General features: G+C 73.9%; 15 protein-coding genes. 11 read left to right on the top strand and 4 right to left on the bottom strand.

Annotated features, from left to right (window positions below; all coding sequences use genetic code 11):
* Window positions 1-133: 133 nt before the first annotated feature.
* A complete protein-coding gene (locus tag HS045_RS23220; RefSeq protein WP_196453515.1) occupies window positions 134-739 on the bottom strand; it encodes an Asp23/Gls24 family envelope stress response protein in 606 nt (201 codons plus the stop codon).
* Between the two features lie 150 nt (window positions 740-889).
* On the opposite strand from HS045_RS23220, the gene HS045_RS23215 reads away from it, so the two are divergent.
* Entirely contained in the window at window positions 890-1,438 is a 549-nt protein-coding gene (locus HS045_RS23215; RefSeq protein WP_230884547.1) for an HIT domain-containing protein, read from the top strand.
* Here the strand turns inward: HS045_RS23215 and HS045_RS23210 are convergent.
* From HS045_RS23210 to HS045_RS23200, 3 genes are all read right to left on the bottom strand, one after another.
* Window positions 1,384-3,600 carry a hypothetical protein gene (locus HS045_RS23210; RefSeq protein ID WP_196453513.1) on the bottom strand — a complete coding sequence of 739 codons (2,217 nt, stop codon included), beginning with the start codon at window positions 3,598-3,600 and terminating at the stop codon, window positions 1,384-1,386. The two genes, HS045_RS23215 and HS045_RS23210, sit on opposite strands and share 55 nt — an antisense overlap.
* A gap of 142 nt (window positions 3,601-3,742) precedes the next feature.
* The gene (locus HS045_RS23205; RefSeq protein ID WP_196453512.1) at window positions 3,743-5,338 is read right to left on the bottom strand and encodes a glycoside hydrolase family 10 protein; all 1,596 of its coding nucleotides are present in this window, start codon (window positions 5,336-5,338) and stop codon (window positions 3,743-3,745) included.
* 127 nt (window positions 5,339-5,465) lie between these two features.
* Window positions 5,466-7,595, bottom strand: a complete 2,130-nt coding sequence (locus HS045_RS23200) for an elongation factor G-like protein EF-G2 (RefSeq protein ID WP_196453511.1) — start codon at window positions 7,593-7,595, stop codon at window positions 5,466-5,468.
* A 226-nt stretch (window positions 7,596-7,821) separates the two neighbouring features.
* Between HS045_RS23200 and pgsA the strand changes: the two genes are divergently transcribed.
* The 10 genes from pgsA to HS045_RS23150 all read left to right on the top strand — a co-directional run bounded on the left by pgsA (window position 7,822) and on the right by HS045_RS23150 (window position 18,269).
* Window positions 7,822-8,439, top strand: a complete 618-nt coding sequence (gene pgsA, locus HS045_RS23195) for a phosphatidylinositol phosphate synthase (protein ID WP_196453510.1) — start codon at window positions 7,822-7,824, stop codon at window positions 8,437-8,439.
* Window positions 8,440-8,451: 12 nt separating this feature from the next.
* Window positions 8,452-9,417 (top strand): phosphatidylinositol mannoside acyltransferase, encoded by a 966-nt coding sequence (locus HS045_RS23190; RefSeq protein WP_196453509.1) that lies wholly within the window; start codon window positions 8,452-8,454, stop codon window positions 9,415-9,417.
* On the top strand, window positions 9,414-10,541 hold the full coding sequence (locus tag HS045_RS23185; RefSeq protein WP_196453508.1) for a glycosyltransferase family 4 protein: 1,128 nt from the start codon (window positions 9,414-9,416) through the stop codon (window positions 10,539-10,541). Before HS045_RS23190 ends, HS045_RS23185 begins: the two co-directional genes overlap by 4 nt.
* A gap of 32 nt (window positions 10,542-10,573) precedes the next feature.
* On the top strand, window positions 10,574-11,077 hold the full coding sequence (locus tag HS045_RS23180) for a hypothetical protein (RefSeq protein WP_196453814.1): 504 nt from the start codon (window positions 10,574-10,576) through the stop codon (window positions 11,075-11,077).
* Between the two features lie 186 nt (window positions 11,078-11,263).
* Window positions 11,264-12,283 carry a DUF3048 domain-containing protein gene (locus HS045_RS23175; RefSeq protein ID WP_374191405.1) on the top strand — a complete coding sequence of 340 codons (1,020 nt, stop codon included), beginning with the start codon at window positions 11,264-11,266 and terminating at the stop codon, window positions 12,281-12,283.
* Between the two features lie 344 nt (window positions 12,284-12,627).
* Entirely contained in the window at window positions 12,628-13,542 is a 915-nt protein-coding gene (gene pdxS / locus HS045_RS23170; RefSeq protein ID WP_196453507.1) for a pyridoxal 5'-phosphate synthase lyase subunit PdxS, read from the top strand.
* 142 nt (window positions 13,543-13,684) lie between these two features.
* A complete protein-coding gene (locus HS045_RS23165) occupies window positions 13,685-15,361 on the top strand; it encodes an alkaline phosphatase (protein WP_196453506.1) in 1,677 nt (558 codons plus the stop codon).
* A 181-nt stretch (window positions 15,362-15,542) separates the two neighbouring features.
* Window positions 15,543-16,130: a pyridoxal 5'-phosphate synthase glutaminase subunit PdxT gene (gene pdxT, locus HS045_RS23160; protein WP_230884545.1), complete on the top strand. Its 588-nt coding sequence runs from the start codon at window positions 15,543-15,545 to the stop codon at window positions 16,128-16,130.
* Between the two features lie 3 nt (window positions 16,131-16,133).
* On the top strand, window positions 16,134-16,886 hold the full coding sequence (locus HS045_RS23155) for a YebC/PmpR family DNA-binding transcriptional regulator (RefSeq protein ID WP_196453504.1): 753 nt from the start codon (window positions 16,134-16,136) through the stop codon (window positions 16,884-16,886).
* Between the two features lie 102 nt (window positions 16,887-16,988).
* On the top strand, window positions 16,989-18,269 hold the full coding sequence (locus HS045_RS23150; protein ID WP_196453503.1) for a sodium:proton antiporter: 1,281 nt from the start codon (window positions 16,989-16,991) through the stop codon (window positions 18,267-18,269).
* The last annotated feature ends 117 nt before the right edge of the window (window positions 18,270-18,386 follow it).

The following is an 18,386-nucleotide window of genomic DNA, read 5'->3' as shown; positions in this document are numbered from 1 at the left end:
GTGCGGCGTCCGGCCTCCATGCGCGGCCGGGCCGCCACGTGGGTCCGGCCGCCGTATGCGGGCCCGGCCGCCTTCCGCTCCCGCGAACGCGGCGGACCGCTCCGTGCGGCCCGCCGCATTCCGTGCCCGGGCCTCAGGACTCCGGGTTCGGGGCGCCGTCCTCGGCGCCGTCGGAGCCGAGCTCGCCGGGCAGCCGCACGTCGTCGACGGTGACGTTGACCTCGACGACCCGCATGCCCAGCATCCGGCTGACCGTGCGGGCCACGTTGGTCTTCACCTCGTTGGCCACGTCCATCACCACGTGGCCGTACTCGGCCACGATCGCCACGTCGACGGCGACGGTGCGGTCCTGGACGTGGGCGGAGACGCCCCGGCCGGCCCGCCGCGCGCCGGAGCGCTCCCGGTGCGCCTCGGCCAGGTGGCCGACGTCCTCGCCCAGGTCGGCGACCCCGGCCACCTCCAGCGTGGCGAGTGCGGCGACCTTCTCGACCACCTCGTCGGCGACCTTGATCCGCCCCTTCACCACGGCCGCGGACACCGGTTCCGGGGCGGTGGCCACGGACAGGCCGAGCGAGAACGGGCGAACGGCGGACGGCGCCGGGTCGGCCGCCGTCACCGTGATCGCGGGCGTCACCGCGGTCGTCTCGGCGGGGGACACGCCGTCATCGACGCCCTCGGCGGTTCCTGCGGCTCCGACGGTGTCCTCGGCGGCTTCCGCGGCGGAGACGTCGATCGTCATGGGGTGCTCCTCGGCTGTGGTTCTGTCACGCTCGCTGGGACTCTGCCGGAATTATCCCTCGTATCGCCGCCACCGCGGTCCCCGGGCGCCCCGCCCGGCACCCGGGAGGCGCCCGCAAGGACCGATCCGCCGGGCAATATGCTGGCCGCCATGAGCAACGAGCCAGAGCTCCAGCGGGGAGCGGGAACGCCGGACGCGTTCGAAAGGCTCTGGACCCCTCACCGGATGGCGTACATCAAGGGCGAGAACAAGCCGACCGGCTCGGGTCCGGGGGACGGCTGCCCGTTCTGCGAGATCCCGAAGCTGGACGACGCGGACGGGCTGATCGTGGCCCGGGGCGAGGCCGTCTACGCCGTCCTCAACCTCTACCCCTACAACTCCGGCCACCTGCTGGTCTGCCCCTACCGGCACGTTCCGGACTACACCGACCTGAACCCCGCCGAGACCGCGGAGTTCGCCGACTTCACCCGGCGCGGGCTGACCGCCCTGCGCAAGGCCAGCGGCGCCCAGGGCTTCAACGTCGGCATGAACCTCGGCGACGCGGCCGGCGCGGGCATCGCGGCCCACCTGCACCAGCACGTGGTGCCCCGCTGGGGCGGCGACACCAACTTCATGCCGGTGGTCGGCCAGACCAAGGTGCTGCCTCAGCTGCTCCGCGACACCAGGTCGCTGCTGGCCGGCTGCTGGCCCGACGCGTAGGGCGGGCCGCCGTCGCGCAGCACCGCGACGCCCACCGAGAGCACCAGCGGTACGGCCAGCGCCAGCGCCATGGACAGCACCGCCGCGCCCGAGTCGTTGACGAGCATGCCCACCACGCCGCTGACCAGCGTGCCGATCAGCCCCGCGCGCAGCGCCGGGGAGTACGCGAACGCGGCCGGCAGCACCCCGGCGGTGGCCTTCTCCGGCCGCAGCAGCGCGTAGACGAGGAACGCGAGCGCGGCCACCACGATCGGCATCAGGTTGGGGCTGAGCAGCGTGCCCACCATCGCGCCGAACTTGCGGCCGATGACGTCCAGCGCCTCGCCGCCGGCGATCTGGCCGACGAACCGGCCGAGGTGGGTCTGGGAGGCCGGCGGGCGCAGGTGGTCGAGGTAGGCGATCGCCATCACGGTGACGCCGCCCGCCGCGCAGAGCGCCCCGAGCCTGACGACCGAGACCCGCCGCTCCCCGACGAGCAGCGCGGCCACCGCGATGCCCGGCACGAACGCGATCACGCCGCCGAAGTCGCTGCCCACGCCCGGCCAGCCGCCCAGGATCATCGCCGTGCCGCCGAGCACCGCGAAGACCGCCATCGCGGCGACCCGGCGGCCCCGGCCCGCCGGCCGGTGCGCGATCGTCGCCGACAGCAGCAGCACCGAGGTGGCGAACAGCGCGAACGGGATGTTGCCCAGGCCGTAGTAGCGGGCGCCGACCACCGCCGAGTAGCCCATCACGCTGTTGAGCTGCAGGGTCGTCCCGGTCAGCAGGTCGCCGGCGAGCACCGCCGCGGTCACCCCCGCCACGACCGCCAGCGGCCCGAGCGGGCTGCCCCGGCGCAGGGCGGCGCGCCGGGAGCGCGACCGCGGCCCGCCGCGCCGTCCGCCGCCCTGTCTCCGGTGGGCCGTCAGCGCGCGCGAGCGCGCCCAGAGGAACGGCGCCGCCAGCGCCGCCACCGCCAGCAGGAGCGCGCAGCCGGCGATCCCCGCGGCCAGGGAGAGCACCGGCGTCCCGGCGCGGTGCCAGTCGGTGAGGTTGACCAGGTACGTCGAGACCGGGAGCGAGGCGAGGACGAGGGCGGCCAGGCGTACCCGCCCCAGCCCGCGCCCCCGGCGCAGCAGCAGGAAGGCGGTGGCGTAGAAGACGACCTGGAGCACGGCGACGGTGGTGAAGAAGGCCCCGCCGATCTCCCGGATCGTCTGGCCGGCCACGTCGGCGCCGTGCAGCTCGGCCCGCGCCGCCGCGGTCCCGCCGGTGCGGTCCGCGCCGGCCGCCCAGGGCGTGCCGACCACCGACGGCGGGACCGGGATCCCGGTCACGGAGAGCATGGTGGCCGTGATGTCCGGCAGGATCGTGACGTCCTCGCGGTGGGTGGAGGCCGCGCCGAGGAACCGGTCCCGCAGCTGCGCCCCGGCGCGCATCAGGGCCACCCGCAGGTGCGGTTGCGCCCCGTGGTCGGACAGTCCCGCCAGCAGCACGGTGGCGTCCTCGGGGAGCGCGCTGAGCACCGCGCCGGTCTTGACGTCGGCCCGGCGCAGCGCGTCCGCCCGCTGCTGCGGGGTCAGGGCGTCCTCGACGGCCGGCAGCCGCCCGTCGCCCAGGTAGGGCCGGATCAGGTCGTCCACGTCGACCGCGGCCACCCGGCACGCGGCGAGGGCGTCCGCCCGGATCTGGGCGGGGGAGGGCGCGTAGCGGTCCACCTTCCCGGTCCGGTCGGCGAGGGCCAGCGCCGCGCCCGGGCCGACCGCCAGGGTGCAGTCCCCCGCGGCGTGCACGGCCTCGCCGAGGGTCCCGGCGCTGCGCTGCCCGGCGACGTCGGTGAGGTAGGCGTAGCCGGGGATGACCGCGCCGCCGCCGTCGGCGGGCTCGGGCACCGGGGGCAGGCCGCAGGCGTAGCCCACGGCGGACCTGATCCCGGCCGAGACCGTCAGCCACGCGTCGTAGGGGCAGGTCACCCGGCCCACCGCGCGGACCGACAGGGAGCCGGCCGCGCTCTGCCCGGCCAGCTGCCACAGGTTGGGGGTGTCCTTGGGGCTGAGGTCGCTCCAGCGCAGGCCGGGAACGCCGATCAGCACCACCCGTTCGTCGGCGGGCGCGGAGGCCTGCGCCGATCCCGGCCACAGCACGCCAAGGACGAGCGCGAATGCGAGCAGCGTACGCCTCACCGGTGACCTCCCCGGGGCCCTGCGGCCCTGTTCCCACATCGACTGCTCGCACCGTAGGGGAAGATCGCGCGCCGGTCCATCGGAAGCCGGTTTTACCCGGGACGGGCCGCGCGGGGCCTCTCCGGGGAGGACCGGCCGCCCGTCAGGGGAGGACCGCCCGGGTGGCCGCGCTCTCGTTGTGCAGCCGGTCCAGGGCGGAGACGAGGTAGGTCCCGCCGCCGGTGGCGGGCAGGCTCTGGCGCGCCCCGGAGGCCGCGGGCACGACCGCCACCAGGTTGCGGGCGTCGGCCACCGAGCAGGCGTCCACGCCGCCGGAGGCGACCCGGTAGACCGCGTAGGCGCGGGCCCCGGGGGAGGACTTCCAGGACAGCTTGGCCGTCCGCAGCCTGACGTCGGAGGGCTGGGCCGGGGCCGTGCCGCCCAGGCCGCCGATCAGCGGCATCAGGGCCGGCCGGGAGTAGTGGGCCTTGGCGATCCGGTCCATCGCGTTGAGCGGGTCGGTGCGGACCTGCGTGGCGCTGAAGTAGACGTCGCCGCGGACCTCGGGGTGCCTGCGGTTGCGGGTGAGGTGGGCGGGCAGCTCGCCGGGCCTGGTCCAGGCCGGGGTGTCGGTGGTGCCGACGCGGTAGAGGGCCTGGCCGATGTACAGGTGCACGCCGGTGCCCTCGACCTGCCTGGCCCACCACGGCATCAGCACGTCGTAGTCGGCGACCCGGAAGCCGCGCGGCCAGTACAGCTGCGGCATGACGTAGTCGACCGTGCCCTTGCGGATCCAGTGGCGGGCGTCGGCGTAGATGGAGTCGTAGGCGGACATGCCGCTGGTCGCCGACCCGGCCGGGTCGTTGGACCTGTTGCGCCAGATGCCGAACGGGCTGATGCCGAACTTCACGTGCCTCTTGGTCGCGTGCACGGCCGCGTCCACCTGGGCGACCAGCGTGTTGACGTTGGCGCGCCGCCAGTCGGCCAGCGTCGCGCCGTTGCCGTAGCGGGCGAAGGCGGCGCCGTCCTTGAACCTCGTGCCCCGGCCGGGGTAGGGGTAGAAGTAGTCGTCGAAGTGCACGCCGTCGACGTCGTAGCGCCTGACCACGTCCTTGATGACGGTGGTGACGTGGTCGCGGACCGCGGGCAGGCCGGGGTTGTAGTAGAGGCGGCCCTCGTGCTTGACGACCCAGTCGGGGTGCACGCGCGCGGGGTGGGAGGCCGGCAGCGCGCTCACGTCGGCGTCGTAGGCCGCGCGGTAGGGGTTGAACCAGGCGTGGAACTCCATGCCGCGCTTGTGGGCCTCGGCGATCAGGAAGGGCAGCGGGTCCCAGCCGGGGTCCTTGCCCGCCGTACCGGTCAGGAACTTCGACCACGGCTCCAGGCCCGAGCGGTAGAGCGCGTCGGAGGCCGGGCGGACCTGGAGGAAGACCGCGTTGATCCGGCGCTTGGCGGCGCTGTCGAGGAGCTTGACGTAGTCGGCCTGCTGCCGGGCGACCGTCTGGCCGGTGCGCACGGGCCAGTCGATGTTGTTGACCGTGGCGATCCACATCCCGCGCAGCTGCCGCTTGGGGTAGCGCGCGTCGGTACGGCACTGCGCGGCCGCGGTGGTGGCGGTGGCGAGCTCGGAGGCCGCGCCGGGGGCGCCCGCGGTCCTCCGCGGCGCGGCGGCCTCGTCCTGGGGACCGAAGGTGTAGGCGGCACCGAGAGTGACGGCGGAGAGGGCGGCGGCTGCGAGCAGTGGTCGTCCGGTACGCATGGACCACAGTGTGTCATCGGCGGCGCGATGCTCCGGCCGGAAAAAAGAAATCGATTCGTGATGTCCGTGTGACGGGAGCGCCCTTCCGGGAGGCGTGCGACGGACGGGCACGCCTCCCGCGGGCCGGTCAGGCGGTCACCTTGTCGACGAGGTGGGAGGGGAGCGGCTCGTAGCGGAGGAAGGAGCGCCGGAAGGTCCCGGTGCCGTGTGACATCGATCTCAGGTCGATGGCGTAGCGGGTCACCTCCAGCTGCGGGACCTCGGCCCGGACCAGGGTGCGCCCGACGCCGACCGGCTCGGTGCCCAGGACCCGGCCGCGGCGCGAGGACAGGTCGGACATCACCGCGCCCACGTACTCGTCGGCGACCAGCACGGCGACCTCGTCGACGGGCTCCAGCAGCAGGGTGGGCACCTTGGCGGCGGCCTCCTTCAGCGCGAGCGCCCCGGCGATCTGGAAGGCCATGTCGGAGGAGTCGACCGAGTGGGCCTTGCCGTCGAACAGCGTGACGCGGATGTCCACCATCGGGTACCCGGCGACCACGCCGCGCTCCATCTGGGTGCGCACGCCCTTCTCCACCGACGGGATGAACTGGCGCGGCACCACCCCTCCGACGATCTTGTCCACGAACTCGAAGCCGGAGCCCGAGGGCAGGGGCTCCACCTCCAGGTGGCAGACGGCGTACTGTCCGTGGCCGCCGGTCTGCTTGACGTTGCGGCCCACCACCCGGCAGCTCCCGCCGAGGGTCTCGCGCAGCGGCACCCGCAGGCCGATCTTCTCCACCTCGACGCCGTGGCGCTTGCTCAGCCGGTCCAGCAGGACGTCGGCGTGGGCCTCGCCCATGCACCACAGGACGAGCTGCTTGGTCTCGGGGTTGTTCTCCAGCCGGAGCGTGGGGTCCTCGGCGACGAGGCGGCCGAGGGCCTGGCCGAGCTTGTCGTCGTCGGCCTTGGAGCGGGCCTGGATCGCGACCGGCAGCAGCGGGTCCGGCATCGTCCAGGCGGTCATCAGCAGCGGGCGGTCCTTGTCCGACAGGGTGTCGCCGGTCTCGGCGCGGGACAGCTTGGCCACCGCGACGACGTCGCCGGCGATGCCCTGGGCGGCGGGGCGCTGGTGCTTGCCCAGCGGGCAGGAGAGCGCGCCGAGGCGCTCGTCCACGTCGTGGTCCTCGTGCCCGTGGTCGGCCAGGCCGTGCCCGGAGACGTGCACGGTCGCATCCGGGCGCAGCGTCCCGGAGAACACGCGCACCAGGCTGATCCGGCCCACGTAGGGGTCGCTGGTGGTCTTGACGACCTCGGCGACCAGGGGGCCGTCGGGGTCGCACGCGATGTCGGCCACCGGCGTGCCGTCGATCGTGGTGATCTCCGGCAGCGGGTGCTCCAGGGGGGAGGGGAAGCCCTGCGTGATGAGCTGGAGGACCTCGGCGGTGCCCACGCCGGTGCCGGTGGCCAGGACGGGGTGGAAGCCGCCGCGCGCGACGGCCTTCTCCAGGTCGCCGACGAGGACCTTGACGTCGATCTCCTCGCCGGAGAGGTAGCGGTCCATCAGGGACTCGTCCTCGCTCTCCTGGATGATCCCCTCGATCAGGCCGCCGCGGTACCGGTCGATCTGGTCCTGGTAGTCGGGGCCGGGGGCGTTCTCGGTCCGGGTGCCGGTGGCGTAGTTGTAGAACCGCTGCGTCAGCAGCCCGATCAGGCCGTTGACCTTGCCGTTGGTCACCACCGGCAGGTACAGCGGGGCCACGCCGTCGCCGAACGCGTCCTGGCAGGCGGCGAGCGCCTCGGCGAAGTCGGCCCGCTGGTGGTCGATCTTGGTGATGACGACGGCCCGGGGCATGCCGACCGCCGCGCACTCCTCCCACAGCATCCGGGTCAGGCCGTCCACGCCGTCGTTGGCCGGGACGACGAACAGGGCCGCGTCGGCCGCGCGCAGGCCCGCGCGCAGGTCGCCGACGAAGTCGGCGTAACCGGGGGTGTCCAGCAGGTTGATCTTCACGCCGTCGTGGAGCATCGGGGCGACGGTGAGGTTCACCGAGCGCTGCTGCCGTATCTCCACCTCGTCGAAGTCGCTGACCGTGGTGCCGTCCTCGACCCTGCCGGGCCGCTGGATCGTCCCGGTCGCGACCAGGAGGGATTCGACCAAGGTCGTCTTGCCCGCTCCCGAGTGGCCGACCAGCACGACGTTGCGCACCATGTCCGGCCGGTCGGCCGCGGGTGCCCTGCCCGCGGCTCCCGCTGCGCCGGTCGATTTCTCCGCCATGTCGCCTCCCGTGTCATCGAAGAGGGCGGTCGCGTGCGGCCGCACCCGAAAGGTCCGCTTCCGCGCCCGCACATCTCGCCGACGCGGTGTGTTCACCACATACCCGCGCGGCGGATCCCACAAGAGCACTAGGTCCCACGGTGAGCCCGCGCGGTCCGCCGATCCGCTCCCGCGGCCGGTCCGCGGATGCGCGGCTCCGGGCCGGGTGGCCTACGATCGGAGCGCGATGCTGAAACTTCTGCGCCCCGCCGTCACCCGAGTCCTGACCCCGCTGGGCAGGGCACTCGTCAACCGGGGGGTCGGTCCCGACGCGGTCACCGCGGTCGGCACGCTCGGCACGGTCGCCGCGGCGCTGTTCTTCTACCCCCAGGGCCGGCTCTTCGCGGGCACGATGGTGATCACGTTCTTCGTCTTCGCCGACCTCCTCGACGGGGTCATGGCCAGGATGACCGGGCCGGGCAGCACCTGGGGGGCCTTCCTCGACTCGACCCTCGACCGGGTGGGCGACGCCGCGATCTTCTCGGGGCTGGCGGTCTGGCTCGCCCTGAGCGGTCAGCGGGTGCTGGCCGGGACCGCCCTGTTCTGCCTGGTGGCCGGGGCGCTGGTGTCCTACGTCAAGGCCCGGGCGGAGGGCCTGGGCCTGACCTGCGACGTCGGCCTGGCCGAGCGGCCCGAGCGGCTGGTGGTGGGCCTGGTCTCGGCCGGGCTGTCCGGCCTCGGCGTGCCGTACGTCCTGGCCGCGGGGCTCTGGCTGCTCGCCGCGGCCAGCGCGGTCACGGTGGGCCAGCGACTGGTCCACGTGCACCGCCAGGCCGTCTCCCTCCCTCCCCGGACCCTCCGCTGATCGGACAGAGCGATGACCGACCCGTCCACGCCCGCGGCGTCCGCCGCGCCCTCCGCTCCCCCTGCGGCCCCCCGGCCGTCCCTGCAGGACCGCCTGGTCGCCGCCGGATTCGGCGCGGGCTGGGCGCTCGTGCCGCACCTGCCCGAACGGCTGACCGGCCGGGCCTTCGACATCGCGGCCGACCGCCTGTGGAAGCGGCGCGGCCCGTCGGTGCGCCGGCTGGAGGCCAACCTGGCCCGCGTCCGGGGGACCTCGCCCGACGACCCGGCCGTCCGCGCGCTGAGCCGCGCGGGCATGCGCTCCTACTTCCGCTACTTCCACGAGGTCTTCCGGCTGCCGTCCGTGCCGAAGGCGGAGATCCTCGCCCGCACCCGCGTCGAGGGCGCGGAGCGGATCTTCGAGAACCTCGACAAGGGGCGCGGCGTGGTGCTCGCGCTGCCGCACATGGGCAACTGGGACCAGGCGGGAGCCTGGCTCATCGGCTCGGGGCACCCGTTCACGACCGTCGCCGAGCGGCTCCGGCCCGAGTCGCTGTTCCGCCGCTACACCGCCTTCCGCGAGGGGCTCGGCATGGAGGTGCTCCCGCTGACCGGGGGCGACGGCCAGAACTTCGGCACGCTGGCGCAGCGGCTGCGGGCCGGCCGGGCGGTCGCGCTGCCGGCCGAGCGCGACCTGACGGCCAAGGGGATCGAGGTCTCCTTCTTCGGCTCCGCCACCCGGATGCCCGCCGGGCCGGGGCTGCTGGCGGTGCACACCGGCGCGGCCCTGCTGCCGGCCATCCCGTACTTCCACGGGCGCGACTGGGGCCTGGAGATCCACGAGGAGATCGAGATCCCCGACGAGGGCACCCGCCAGGAGCGGACCGCCGCGGCCATGCAGCGCCTGGCGGCCGTCTTCGAGCGGGGCATCTCCGCCCACCCCCAGGACTGGCACATGCTCCAGCGCCTCTGGCTCGACGACCTGGAGCCCCGCGCATGAGGATCGGCATCGTCTGCCCCTACGCCTGGGACGTCCCGGGCGGGGTCCAGGTGCACATCCGCGACCTCGCCGAGGCGCTCATGGAGGAGGGCCACCAGGTCTCGGTGATCGCCCCGGCCGCCGACGACGACGAGCTGCCCGGCTACGTCACCTCGGTGGGCCGCCCGGTCCCGGTCTCCTTCAACGGGTCGGTGGCGCGGATGTCGTTCGGCTTCCTGTCGGCGAACCGGGTGCGCCGCTGGGTGCGCGACGGGCGCTTCGACGTCCTGCACGTGCACGAGCCGTTCATCCCCTCGGTCGGCCTGCTGGCCTGCTGGGTGGCCCGGGGGCCGATCGTGGCGACCTTCCACGCCTCCTACGGGCGCTCGCGGGCCTTCTCGGTCGCCACCCCGGTGATCATGAGCGCGCTGGAGAAGATCAGCGCCAGGATCGCCGTGTCGGACGCGGCCAGGAAGACGCTGGTGGAGTTCATCGGCGGCGACGCCGTACTGATCCCCAACGGGGTGACGGTCCGCCGCTACACCGAGGCCGAGCCGCTGCCGCGCGCGGCCGGCGGCGAGGTGATCGGCTTCCTGGGCCGGATGGACGAGCCCCGCAAGGGCCTGCCCGTGCTGCTGGAGGCGTTCGCGCTGCTGGCGCCCCGGCGGCCCGGGCTGCGCCTGCTCATCGCCGGGCCCGGCGACGCCGCCGAGGTGCGGGAGCGGGTCCCGGCCGAGTTCCGCGACCGGGTCGAGCTGCTGGGCATGGTCAGCGAGGAGGACAAGATCCGCGCCTACCACTCGGTGGACGTCTTCTGCGCGCCGAACCTGGGCGGAGAGAGCTTCGGCATCGTGCTCACCGAGGCGATGTCGGCCGGGGCCGCGATCCTGGCCAGCGACATCCCGGCCTTCCGCAAGGTCCTCGACGACGGGCAGGCGGGGGCGCTGTTCGAGACGGGGAACGCCGCCTCGCTCGCGCGCGAGGCCGCCGCGCTGCTGGACGACCCCGCGCGCCGCGCCAAGCTGTCGGACGAGGCGCGCACCGCCGTGTGGAAGTACGACTGGTCCACGGTCGCCCGCGACGTCGCCCGTGTCTACGAGACGGTGGCGGTCCCGGCCGGGGTCGAGGAGGACGACGCGCCGTGACGGCCACGACGATCCTGGTGGCGGGCGTCATCATGGTGCTCACCGCCGTCTACGTCTCCTGGCGGGCGGGCCGGCTGGACCGGCTGCACATCCGGCTGGAGCTGGCCCGCGAGTCCCTGGACGCCGCCCTGGTACGGCGGGCCGCCGTCTGCCTGGAGCTGGCGGCCTCCCGGATCCTGGACCCGGCGACGAGCCTGGTGCTGGCCGCCGCCGCCCACGAGGCCCGTACGGCCGGGCCACCGGAGCGCGAGCACGCCGAGAGCGAGCTGTCGCGGGCGCTGCGGGCGGTGCTCGACCAGGAGCGCTTCCGGGAGAAGCTGGGCGAGACCCCGGCGGGTCCGGAGCTGCTGCAGGAGCTCGACAGCGCGGTCGCCAAGGTCGTCTACGCCCGGCGCTTCTACAACAACGCCGTCGGCGTGACCCGGGCCGCCCAGCGCCGCCTGCTGGCCCGCACGCTCCGGCTGGCCGGGCACACCGCCTACCCGGACTTCTTCGAGATCGACGACGCCCCGCCGCAGGCCTTGGCGGCGGAGTGAACGGGCCCCGGGCGGCCCGCGCCGGCCGGGGTTCCCCGCTCACCTCCATGAACCGCTCCATGAACCGCTCCATGAACCGCTCCATGAACCGCTCCATGAACCGCTCCATGAACCGCTCCATGAAGCGGAACACCCGACAAGTCGGGCGCCGGTAGGCTCTTGGGGATTTCTTGCCCAGCTGAGGAGATGACCGTGCGGGTACCCCGGATGATCGCCGTCGCTCTGGCCGGAGCGGCCGTGGTGGCGCCGGCCGCGGCCTGTTCGTCCGACGAGCCCGTTCCGGGCAGGAACCCCCAGGCGGCCACCGCGCCCCCGGCGCCCACGCCGACCCCGGAGCCGACCCATCCCTTCACCGGGCTGCCCGGCGCGGCCCGCAGGCCGGTCCTCGCCGCCAAGATCGAGAACACCTCGGCGGGCAAGCCCCAGCTCGGCCTCAAGAGCGCCGACATCGTCTACGTCACCCAGGTCGAGGCGGGGCTGACCCGGCTGATCGCGGTCTTCTCCTCGAAGATCCCCGCCAAGATCGGGCCCGTGCGCAGCGCCCGCATCTCCGACCTGCACCTCGCCCCGCAGTTCGGCAGGCCGGCCTTCGCCTACTCCGGCGCGCAGACCAAGATGCTGCCGTTCATCGCCCAGGCCCCGCTGTTCGACGTCTCCGACAGCCGCGCCCCGGGGGCCTACTTCCGCCAGCCCGGCCGCTACGCCCCCTACAACCTGTTCGCCGACACCAGGAAGCTGCTGGCCGCGGCGCCCAAGGCGAGCAGGGCGAAGGACATCGGCCTCACCTTCGGCGACGCCCCGGCCGAGGGCGGCACGCCCCGCAGGACCTACAGCGTGAGGTACCCCGCCGCCCGGTTCACCTTCGGCTGGTCGGAGGCGGCCGGCAAGTGGCTGATCTGGCAGGACGGCGAGAAGGACATGGCGGCCGAGGGCGGCCAGCTCGGCGCCCCCACGATCGTCGTGCAGTACACCAGGACCGAGCGCTCGCAGTTCCACGACAAGAACCAGAGCTACACCCCCCTGGTCCGCACCACCGGCAAGGGCCGGGCGGTCGTCCTGCGCGACGGCAAGGCGTTCAAGGCGCGCTGGAGCCGGGCGACGGAGGAGGACGGCACGGTCTTCACCACCGAGGGCGGCGAGCCGATGAACTTCGCCCCCGGCCAGGTCTGGATCGTCCTCGCCGCGCCCAAACCGGTCACCCCCTGAGGCGCCCACGCCGGTCACCCCCTGAGGCGCCCACGCCGGTCACCCCCTGAGGCGCCCACGCCGGTCACCCCTGACGCGCTCCCGCGCGGGAGCGCGCCGGACCGGCCGCGACCCCGCCGACGGGCCGTCCCCTGACGCGCCGCCCGCGGGCGCCCTGTACGGCCGGGCGGACACCTTGTACGGCCGGCTCGCGGTCCGGCCGTACAGGATGTCCAAGCCGGGCGCCGGAGTGCGACAGGGTGGTGGGGGAGAACACGCGAGCCAGCGCCTACGATGAAGCGTGTGACGGCCGCCCCGCGGGCGGCCGTGTCCGCAGCAACCCCAGTCGTCGTGAGGTAGAGACCGTGTCCAGCAGCACGCCCGAAGTCACCGAGACCGCCATCACCGGAACCGCCCGGGTGAAGCGCGGCATGGCCGAGATGCTCAAGGGCGGCGTCATCATGGACGTCGTCAACGCCGAGCAGGCCAAGATCGCCGAGGACGCGGGCGCCGTCGCCGTCATGGCGCTGGAGCGCGTCCCCGCCGACATCCGCGCGCAGGGCGGCGTCTCCCGGATGAGCGACCCCGACATGATCGACGGCATCATCGCGGCCGTCTCGATCCCCGTCATGGCCAAGGCCCGCATCGGCCACTTCGTCGAGGCCCAGGTCCTGCAGTCGCTGGGCGTCGACTACATCGACGAGTCGGAGGTGCTCACCCCGGCCGACTACGCCAACCACATCGACAAGTGGCGGTTCACCGTGCCCTTCGTCTGCGGCGCCACCAACCTGGGCGAGGCGCTGCGCCGCATCACCGAGGGCGCGGCGATGATCCGCTCCAAGGGCGAGGCCGGCACCGGCGACGTCTCCAACGCCGTCACCCACATGCGCACGATCCGCGGCGAGCTCAAGCGGCTGTCCTCCCTGCCCGAGGACGAGCTCTACGTCGCGGCCAAGGAGCTGCAGGCGCCGTACGAGCTGGTGGCCGAGGTCGCCCGGACCGGCAAGCTGCCCGTCGTGCTGTTCACCGCGGGCGGCATCGCCACCCCGGCCGACGCCGCGATGATGATGCAGCTCGGCGCCGAGGGCGTGTTCGTCGGCTCCGGCATCTTCAAGTCGGGCAACCCCGCCCAGCGCGCCGCCGCGATCGTCAAGGCCACCACGTTCCACGACGACCCGGACGTCGTCGCCAAGGTCTCCCGCGGGCTGGGCGAGGCCATGGTCGGCATCAACGTCGACGACATCCCGGTCCCGCACCGCCTGGCCGAGCGCGGCTGGTAGTCCGCTCCGGCACAAGGCTCCGTCAAGGGCGGCATCCGCGCGGGGTGCCGCCCTTTTCGCCACCTGAGGAGTCCGCCTCCTTGTCGTGATCTCCCGCGAGGCCGCCGGCGTCCGCGCCCCCCGCCCCGGCAGGATCCCCCTCATGTCCCAGCTCAGCCGACGCTCCTTCCTCGTCACCGGTCTCACCGCCGGCGCCGCGGCCGGCCTGCCCGCCGCGCACGCCGGTCCCGGACCGGGGCCCGCCGAGGCGTCCGCGGTCTCCCGGGAACCGCGCTCCGACCCCTTCACCCTCGGCGTCGCCTCCGGAGACCCCGACTCCGGCGGGTTCGTGATCTGGACGCGGCTGGCGCCCCGGCCGCTGGCCGAGGACGGCGCGGGCGGCATGCCGGCCCGGCCCTTCACCGTGCACTGGCAGGTCTACGGCGACGAGGCCGGCCGCCGGATCCTGCGGCACGGGGTGGCCACGGCGCGCCCCGAGCGGGGCCACAGCGTGCACGTCGAACTCGACGGGCTGGCCGCCGACCGCGACTACTGGTACCGCTTCAAGGCCGGCCCGCACGTCTCGCCGACGGGCCGGGCCAGGACCGCCCCGCACCCGCTGTCGTACGGCTCCGGCCTGGCGATGGCCTTCGCCTCCTGCGCGCAGTACGAGCACGGTCACTTCACCGCCTACCGGCGCCTGGCCGAGGACCGCCCCGACCTCGTCCTGCACCTGGGCGACTACCTGTACGAGTACCGGCGCGACACCTACACGATCCCGGGCGGCAACGTCCGCCACCACGAGGGGCCGGAGACCGAGACCCTGGCGGACTACCGGCGGCGGCACGCCCAGTACAAGACCGACCCCGACCTGCGGGCGGCGCACGCCGCGGCGCCCTGGCTGGTCGTCTGGGACGACCACGAACTGGACAACAACTGGGCCGGCGAGGTGCCGGAGAGGCCCGAGGTCCCGCAGCCGGGCTTCCCCGCCCGGCGCGAGGCGGCCTTCCGGGCCTACCACGAGAACATGCCGCTGCGCCGGCGGTCCGTCCCGCGCGGCGCCGACATGCGGCTCTACCGGCGGATCCTCTGGGGGCGGCTGGCCGTCTTCCACCTGCTCGACACCCGGCAGCACCGCGACGACCAGGGCTGCGGCGACGGCTACCGCGACTGCCCGGAGGCCGCCGACCCGGCCCGCTCGATCACCGGGGAGGCGCAGGAGCACTGGCTGCTGGAGGGCTTCCGCCGGTCGCGGGCGCGCTGGGACATCGTGGGCCAGCAGGTCTTCTTCGCCCAGCGCGACAGCGACGCCGGACCCGCGAAGATCACCAACCAGGACGCCTGGGACGGCTACGCCGCCTCCCGGGAGCGGATCACCCGGGGCTGGGTGGAGGCCGGGGTGCGCAACCCGGTCGTGCTCACCGGGGACGTGCACGCGCACTGGGCGGGCGACCTCAAGCTCGACTACGACGACCCGGCGGGCCGCACGGTCGGCTCCGAGCTGGTGACCTCCTCGATTACCTCGGGCGGCGACGGCCGCGACTCCGACCCGGCCGCCCACCCGTTCCTGGCGATCAACCCGCACCTGAGGTTCCACAACGACCAGCGCGGCTACGTGCTCACCCGGATCGACCGGGAGGCGCTCACCGCGGACTTCAAGGTCGTCCCCCAGGTCACCCGGCCGGGTGCGGCGGCGTACACCCGGGCGACGTTCGTGATCGAGGACCGGGTCCCGGGGGTCCGGCAGACCTACCTGCGCCCGCTCGACCCCTCGGCGGCGAGGACGCCCGAGGCCGACCCGATCCAGGAGACCGTGGACCGGGAGACCCTGCGGCCCTGACGGCCGCCCGGCTCCCGCTCCCGCGGCGGGACCGCCCGCCCCGGAGGGCGGCCGGACCGGGCGGCGCATCGGATGGCGCATCGGATGGCGCATCGGGCGGCGCATCGGGCGGCGCATCGGATGGCGCATCGGGCGGCAGAGGCTACGCTCGTAGAGCGAACCAGACGAGCCGGACGAAAGGATGCCTGTGCCCACGATCGGTGTGCTCGCCCTCCAGGGAGACGTGCGCGAACACGTGCGCGCGCTGGAGGAGGCGGGGGCGAAGACGGTGACCGTACGGCGCCCCGGGGAGCTGGAGACCGTCGACGCGCTGGTCGTCCCCGGCGGCGAGTCCACGACCATGTGGAAGCTGGCGGTCACGTTCGACATGCTGGACCCCGTCCGGGAGCGCATCGCCGGCGGCATGCCCGTCTACGGATCCTGCGCCGGGATGATCATGCTGGCCGATCGGATCGAGGACGGCGCCGCAGGCCAGCAGACCTTCGGCGGCATCGACATGACCGTCCGCCGCAACGCCTTCGGCCGCCAGGTCGACTCCTTCGAGGCCGACCTCGACTTCGCCGGCCGCGGCCCGCTGCGTGCGGTGTTCATCCGCGCCCCCTGGGTGGAATCGGTCGGTTCCGCGGTGGAGGTGCTGGCCCGGGCCGAACCTGGGGATAGGATCGTCGCGGTCCGCCAGGGGCCGCTGCTCGCCACGTCCTTCCACCCGGAGCTGACCGGGGACGCCGGCGTGCATTCGTACTTTGTTGAAATGGTGAGGGAGTTCTAGGCGATGTCCGGCCACTCCAAATGGGCGACGACGAAGCACAAGAAGGCCGCGCTTGACTCCAAGCGGGGCAAGCTGTTCGCCAAGCTCATCAAGAACATCGAGGTCGCCGCCCGGACCGGTGGTCCCGACCCGGACGGCAACCCGACGCTGTACGACGCCATCACCAAGGCGCGCAAGAGCTCCGTCCCGATCGACAACATCGAGCGCGCGCGCAAGCGCGGCGGCGGCCTGGAGGCGGGCGGCGCCGACTGGCAGACCATCATGTACGAGGGCTACGCCCCCGGCGGCGTCGCGGTGCTGATCGAGTGCCTCACCGACAACCGCAACCGCGCCGCCTCCGAGGTCCGGGTCGCGCTGACCCGCAACGGCGGCTCCCTGGCCGACCCCGGCTCGGTGTCCTACATGTTCAACCGCAAGGGCGTCGTGATCGTCCCCAAGGGCGGGCTGTCGGAGGACGACGTGCTGACGGCGGTCCTCGACGCGGGCGCCGAGGAGGTCAACGACCTGGGCGACACCTATGAGGTCGTCTCCGAGGCCGGCGACCTCGTCCCGGTGCGCAAGGCCCTGCAGGACGCCGGGATCGACTACGACTCGGCGGAGTCGAGCTTCATGCCGACGATGAGCGTCGCGCTGGACGAGGAGGGCGCGCGCAAGGTCTTCCGGCTGATCGACGCGCTCGAGGACAGCGACGACGTGCAGAACGTGTGGGCCAACTTCGACGTCTCCGACGAGGTCATGGAGAAGCTCGAAGCCTGATCGCCCGGCGCCCCTCCGAAGCGGAGGGGCGCTCTCCTTTCCGGGGGCCTGTCCGTGTTCCGCGAGGTTTGCCCCCGGCTGTAGGGGTACTTCCGCTTGATCATGGCGAACCCGGATCTGGTCTTCGCGCTGGCGGGCGTCGGCGCCCTGCTGGCGGCCGTGCTGCCGCGCGTGCTGCGGCGGCGGCCCTTCTCGCTGCCGCTGGCGTGCCTGGTCGTCGGGGTGCTCCTCTACCTCCTCCCGCTCGACCTGCCGGTCCCCGACCCGGTGGCGCACCGGGCCGTCGTCGAGCACGCCACCGAGATCTGCGTGATCATCTCGTTGATGGGCGCGGGACTGGCGATCAACCGGCCCTTCGGCCGGCGCCGGTGGGGGTCCGTCTGGCGGCTGCTGGCCTGGACGATGCCGCTGAGCGTGGCGGCGGTCGCGCTGGTCCTGCACGGGCTGCTGGACTGGCCGTGGGCCGCGGCGCTGCTGCTCGGCGCGGCGCTCTCGCCGACCGACCCGGTGCTCGCCTCCGACGTGCAGGTCGGCGAGCCGGTCGACTCGGAGAAGGCCGACGACGAGGTGCGCTTCACCCTCACCGCTGAGGCCGGGCTCAACGACGGGCTGGCCTTCCCGTTCGTCTACGCCGCGATCGCCCTGGCCCTGGCCGGCGGCGGCACCGGGTGGATCGGCGAGTGGGTCCTGGTCGACGTGCTCTACAAGGGCGCGGTGGGCGTGGCGGGCGGGCTGGCGGCCGGCACGCTGCTCGGCCGCCTGTTCTTCCGGGCGAAGGTGTCGGACCTGCGGCTGGCCGAGCACCGGGACGGGTTCGTCGCGCTGGCCGCGACGTTCCTGGCCTACGGCGGCACCGAACTGGCGGGCGGGTACGGCTTCATCGCGGTGTTCGTGACCGCCTGCACGATCCGGGCCGCCGAGCGCACCCACGGCTACAACGGCGTGCTCCACGGGTTCATCGAGCAGATCGAGCGGCTGCTCACCGCCTGGCTGATCCTGCTGCTCGGCGGGTTCGTGGCGACCGGGGGCCTGTCCGCGCTGACCTGGCGGGGGGCCGCGGCCGGGTTGGCGCTGCTGCTGGTGGTCCGGCCGCTGACCGGCTGGCTGGCCGGGCTGCGCGGCCGGGCGGGACCGCGCGAGGGAGGTGTGATCGCCTTCTTCGGCATCCGGGGCATCGGCTCGCTGTACTACCTCGCCTACGCGCTCGGGCACGCCGACTTCGGTGTGCCCGCCGCGGAGCTGTGGGCGGTGGTGGCCTTCACCGTGCTGGTCTCGCTGGTGCTGCACGGCGTCACGGCGACGCCGGTGATGGCCCGGCTGGACCGGCTGCGGGAGAAGGCGGCCGGGGGCGACGGGGAGGAGGCCGCGGCCCGGCACCTGTGAGCGGCCCGCGCGGTGGGCTCCTTATGGCGGGCTCCGTGCGCGGGGCGCGGCCAGGCGGTAGAGTCGGGCACCGAACAGGTGTTCGGCGGGTGGGAGGGGTGTCGGTGCGCTTGCCCG

It is taken from the genome of Planomonospora sp. ID82291, assembly GCF_015711645.1.
Taxonomy (GTDB): Bacteria; Actinomycetota; Actinomycetes; order Streptosporangiales; family Streptosporangiaceae; genus Planomonospora.
This window is presented reverse-complemented; position numbering and strand designations above follow the sequence as displayed.

Excerpts from the sequence above, each read along its gene's own strand:
- HS045_RS23155 (WP_196453504.1), top strand. The coding sequence starts at position 16,134 with ATGTCCGGCCACTCCAAATGGGCGACGACGAAGCACAAGAAGGCCGCG.
- HS045_RS23205 (WP_196453512.1), bottom strand. The coding sequence starts at position 5,338 with ATGCGTACCGGACGACCACTGCTCGCAGCCGCCGCCCTCTCCGCCGTC.
- HS045_RS23220 (WP_196453515.1), bottom strand. The coding sequence starts at position 739 with ATGACGATCGACGTCTCCGCCGCGGAAGCCGCCGAGGACACCGTCGGA.
- HS045_RS23150 (WP_196453503.1), top strand. The coding sequence starts at position 16,989 with ATGGCGAACCCGGATCTGGTCTTCGCGCTGGCGGGCGTCGGCGCCCTG.
- HS045_RS23180 (WP_196453814.1), top strand. The coding sequence starts at position 10,574 with ATGGTGCTCACCGCCGTCTACGTCTCCTGGCGGGCGGGCCGGCTGGAC.
- HS045_RS23185 (WP_196453508.1), top strand. The coding sequence starts at position 9,414 with ATGAGGATCGGCATCGTCTGCCCCTACGCCTGGGACGTCCCGGGCGGG.
- HS045_RS23175 (WP_374191405.1), top strand. The coding sequence starts at position 11,264 with ATGACCGTGCGGGTACCCCGGATGATCGCCGTCGCTCTGGCCGGAGCG.
- pgsA (WP_196453510.1), top strand. The coding sequence starts at position 7,822 with ATGCTGAAACTTCTGCGCCCCGCCGTCACCCGAGTCCTGACCCCGCTG.
- HS045_RS23215 (WP_230884547.1), top strand. The coding sequence starts at position 890 with ATGAGCAACGAGCCAGAGCTCCAGCGGGGAGCGGGAACGCCGGACGCG.
- HS045_RS23165 (WP_196453506.1), top strand. The coding sequence starts at position 13,685 with ATGTCCCAGCTCAGCCGACGCTCCTTCCTCGTCACCGGTCTCACCGCC.
- HS045_RS23190 (WP_196453509.1), top strand. The coding sequence starts at position 8,452 with ATGACCGACCCGTCCACGCCCGCGGCGTCCGCCGCGCCCTCCGCTCCC.
- pdxT (WP_230884545.1), top strand. The coding sequence starts at position 15,543 with ATGCCTGTGCCCACGATCGGTGTGCTCGCCCTCCAGGGAGACGTGCGC.
- HS045_RS23200 (WP_196453511.1), bottom strand. The coding sequence starts at position 7,595 with ATGGCGGAGAAATCGACCGGCGCAGCGGGAGCCGCGGGCAGGGCACCC.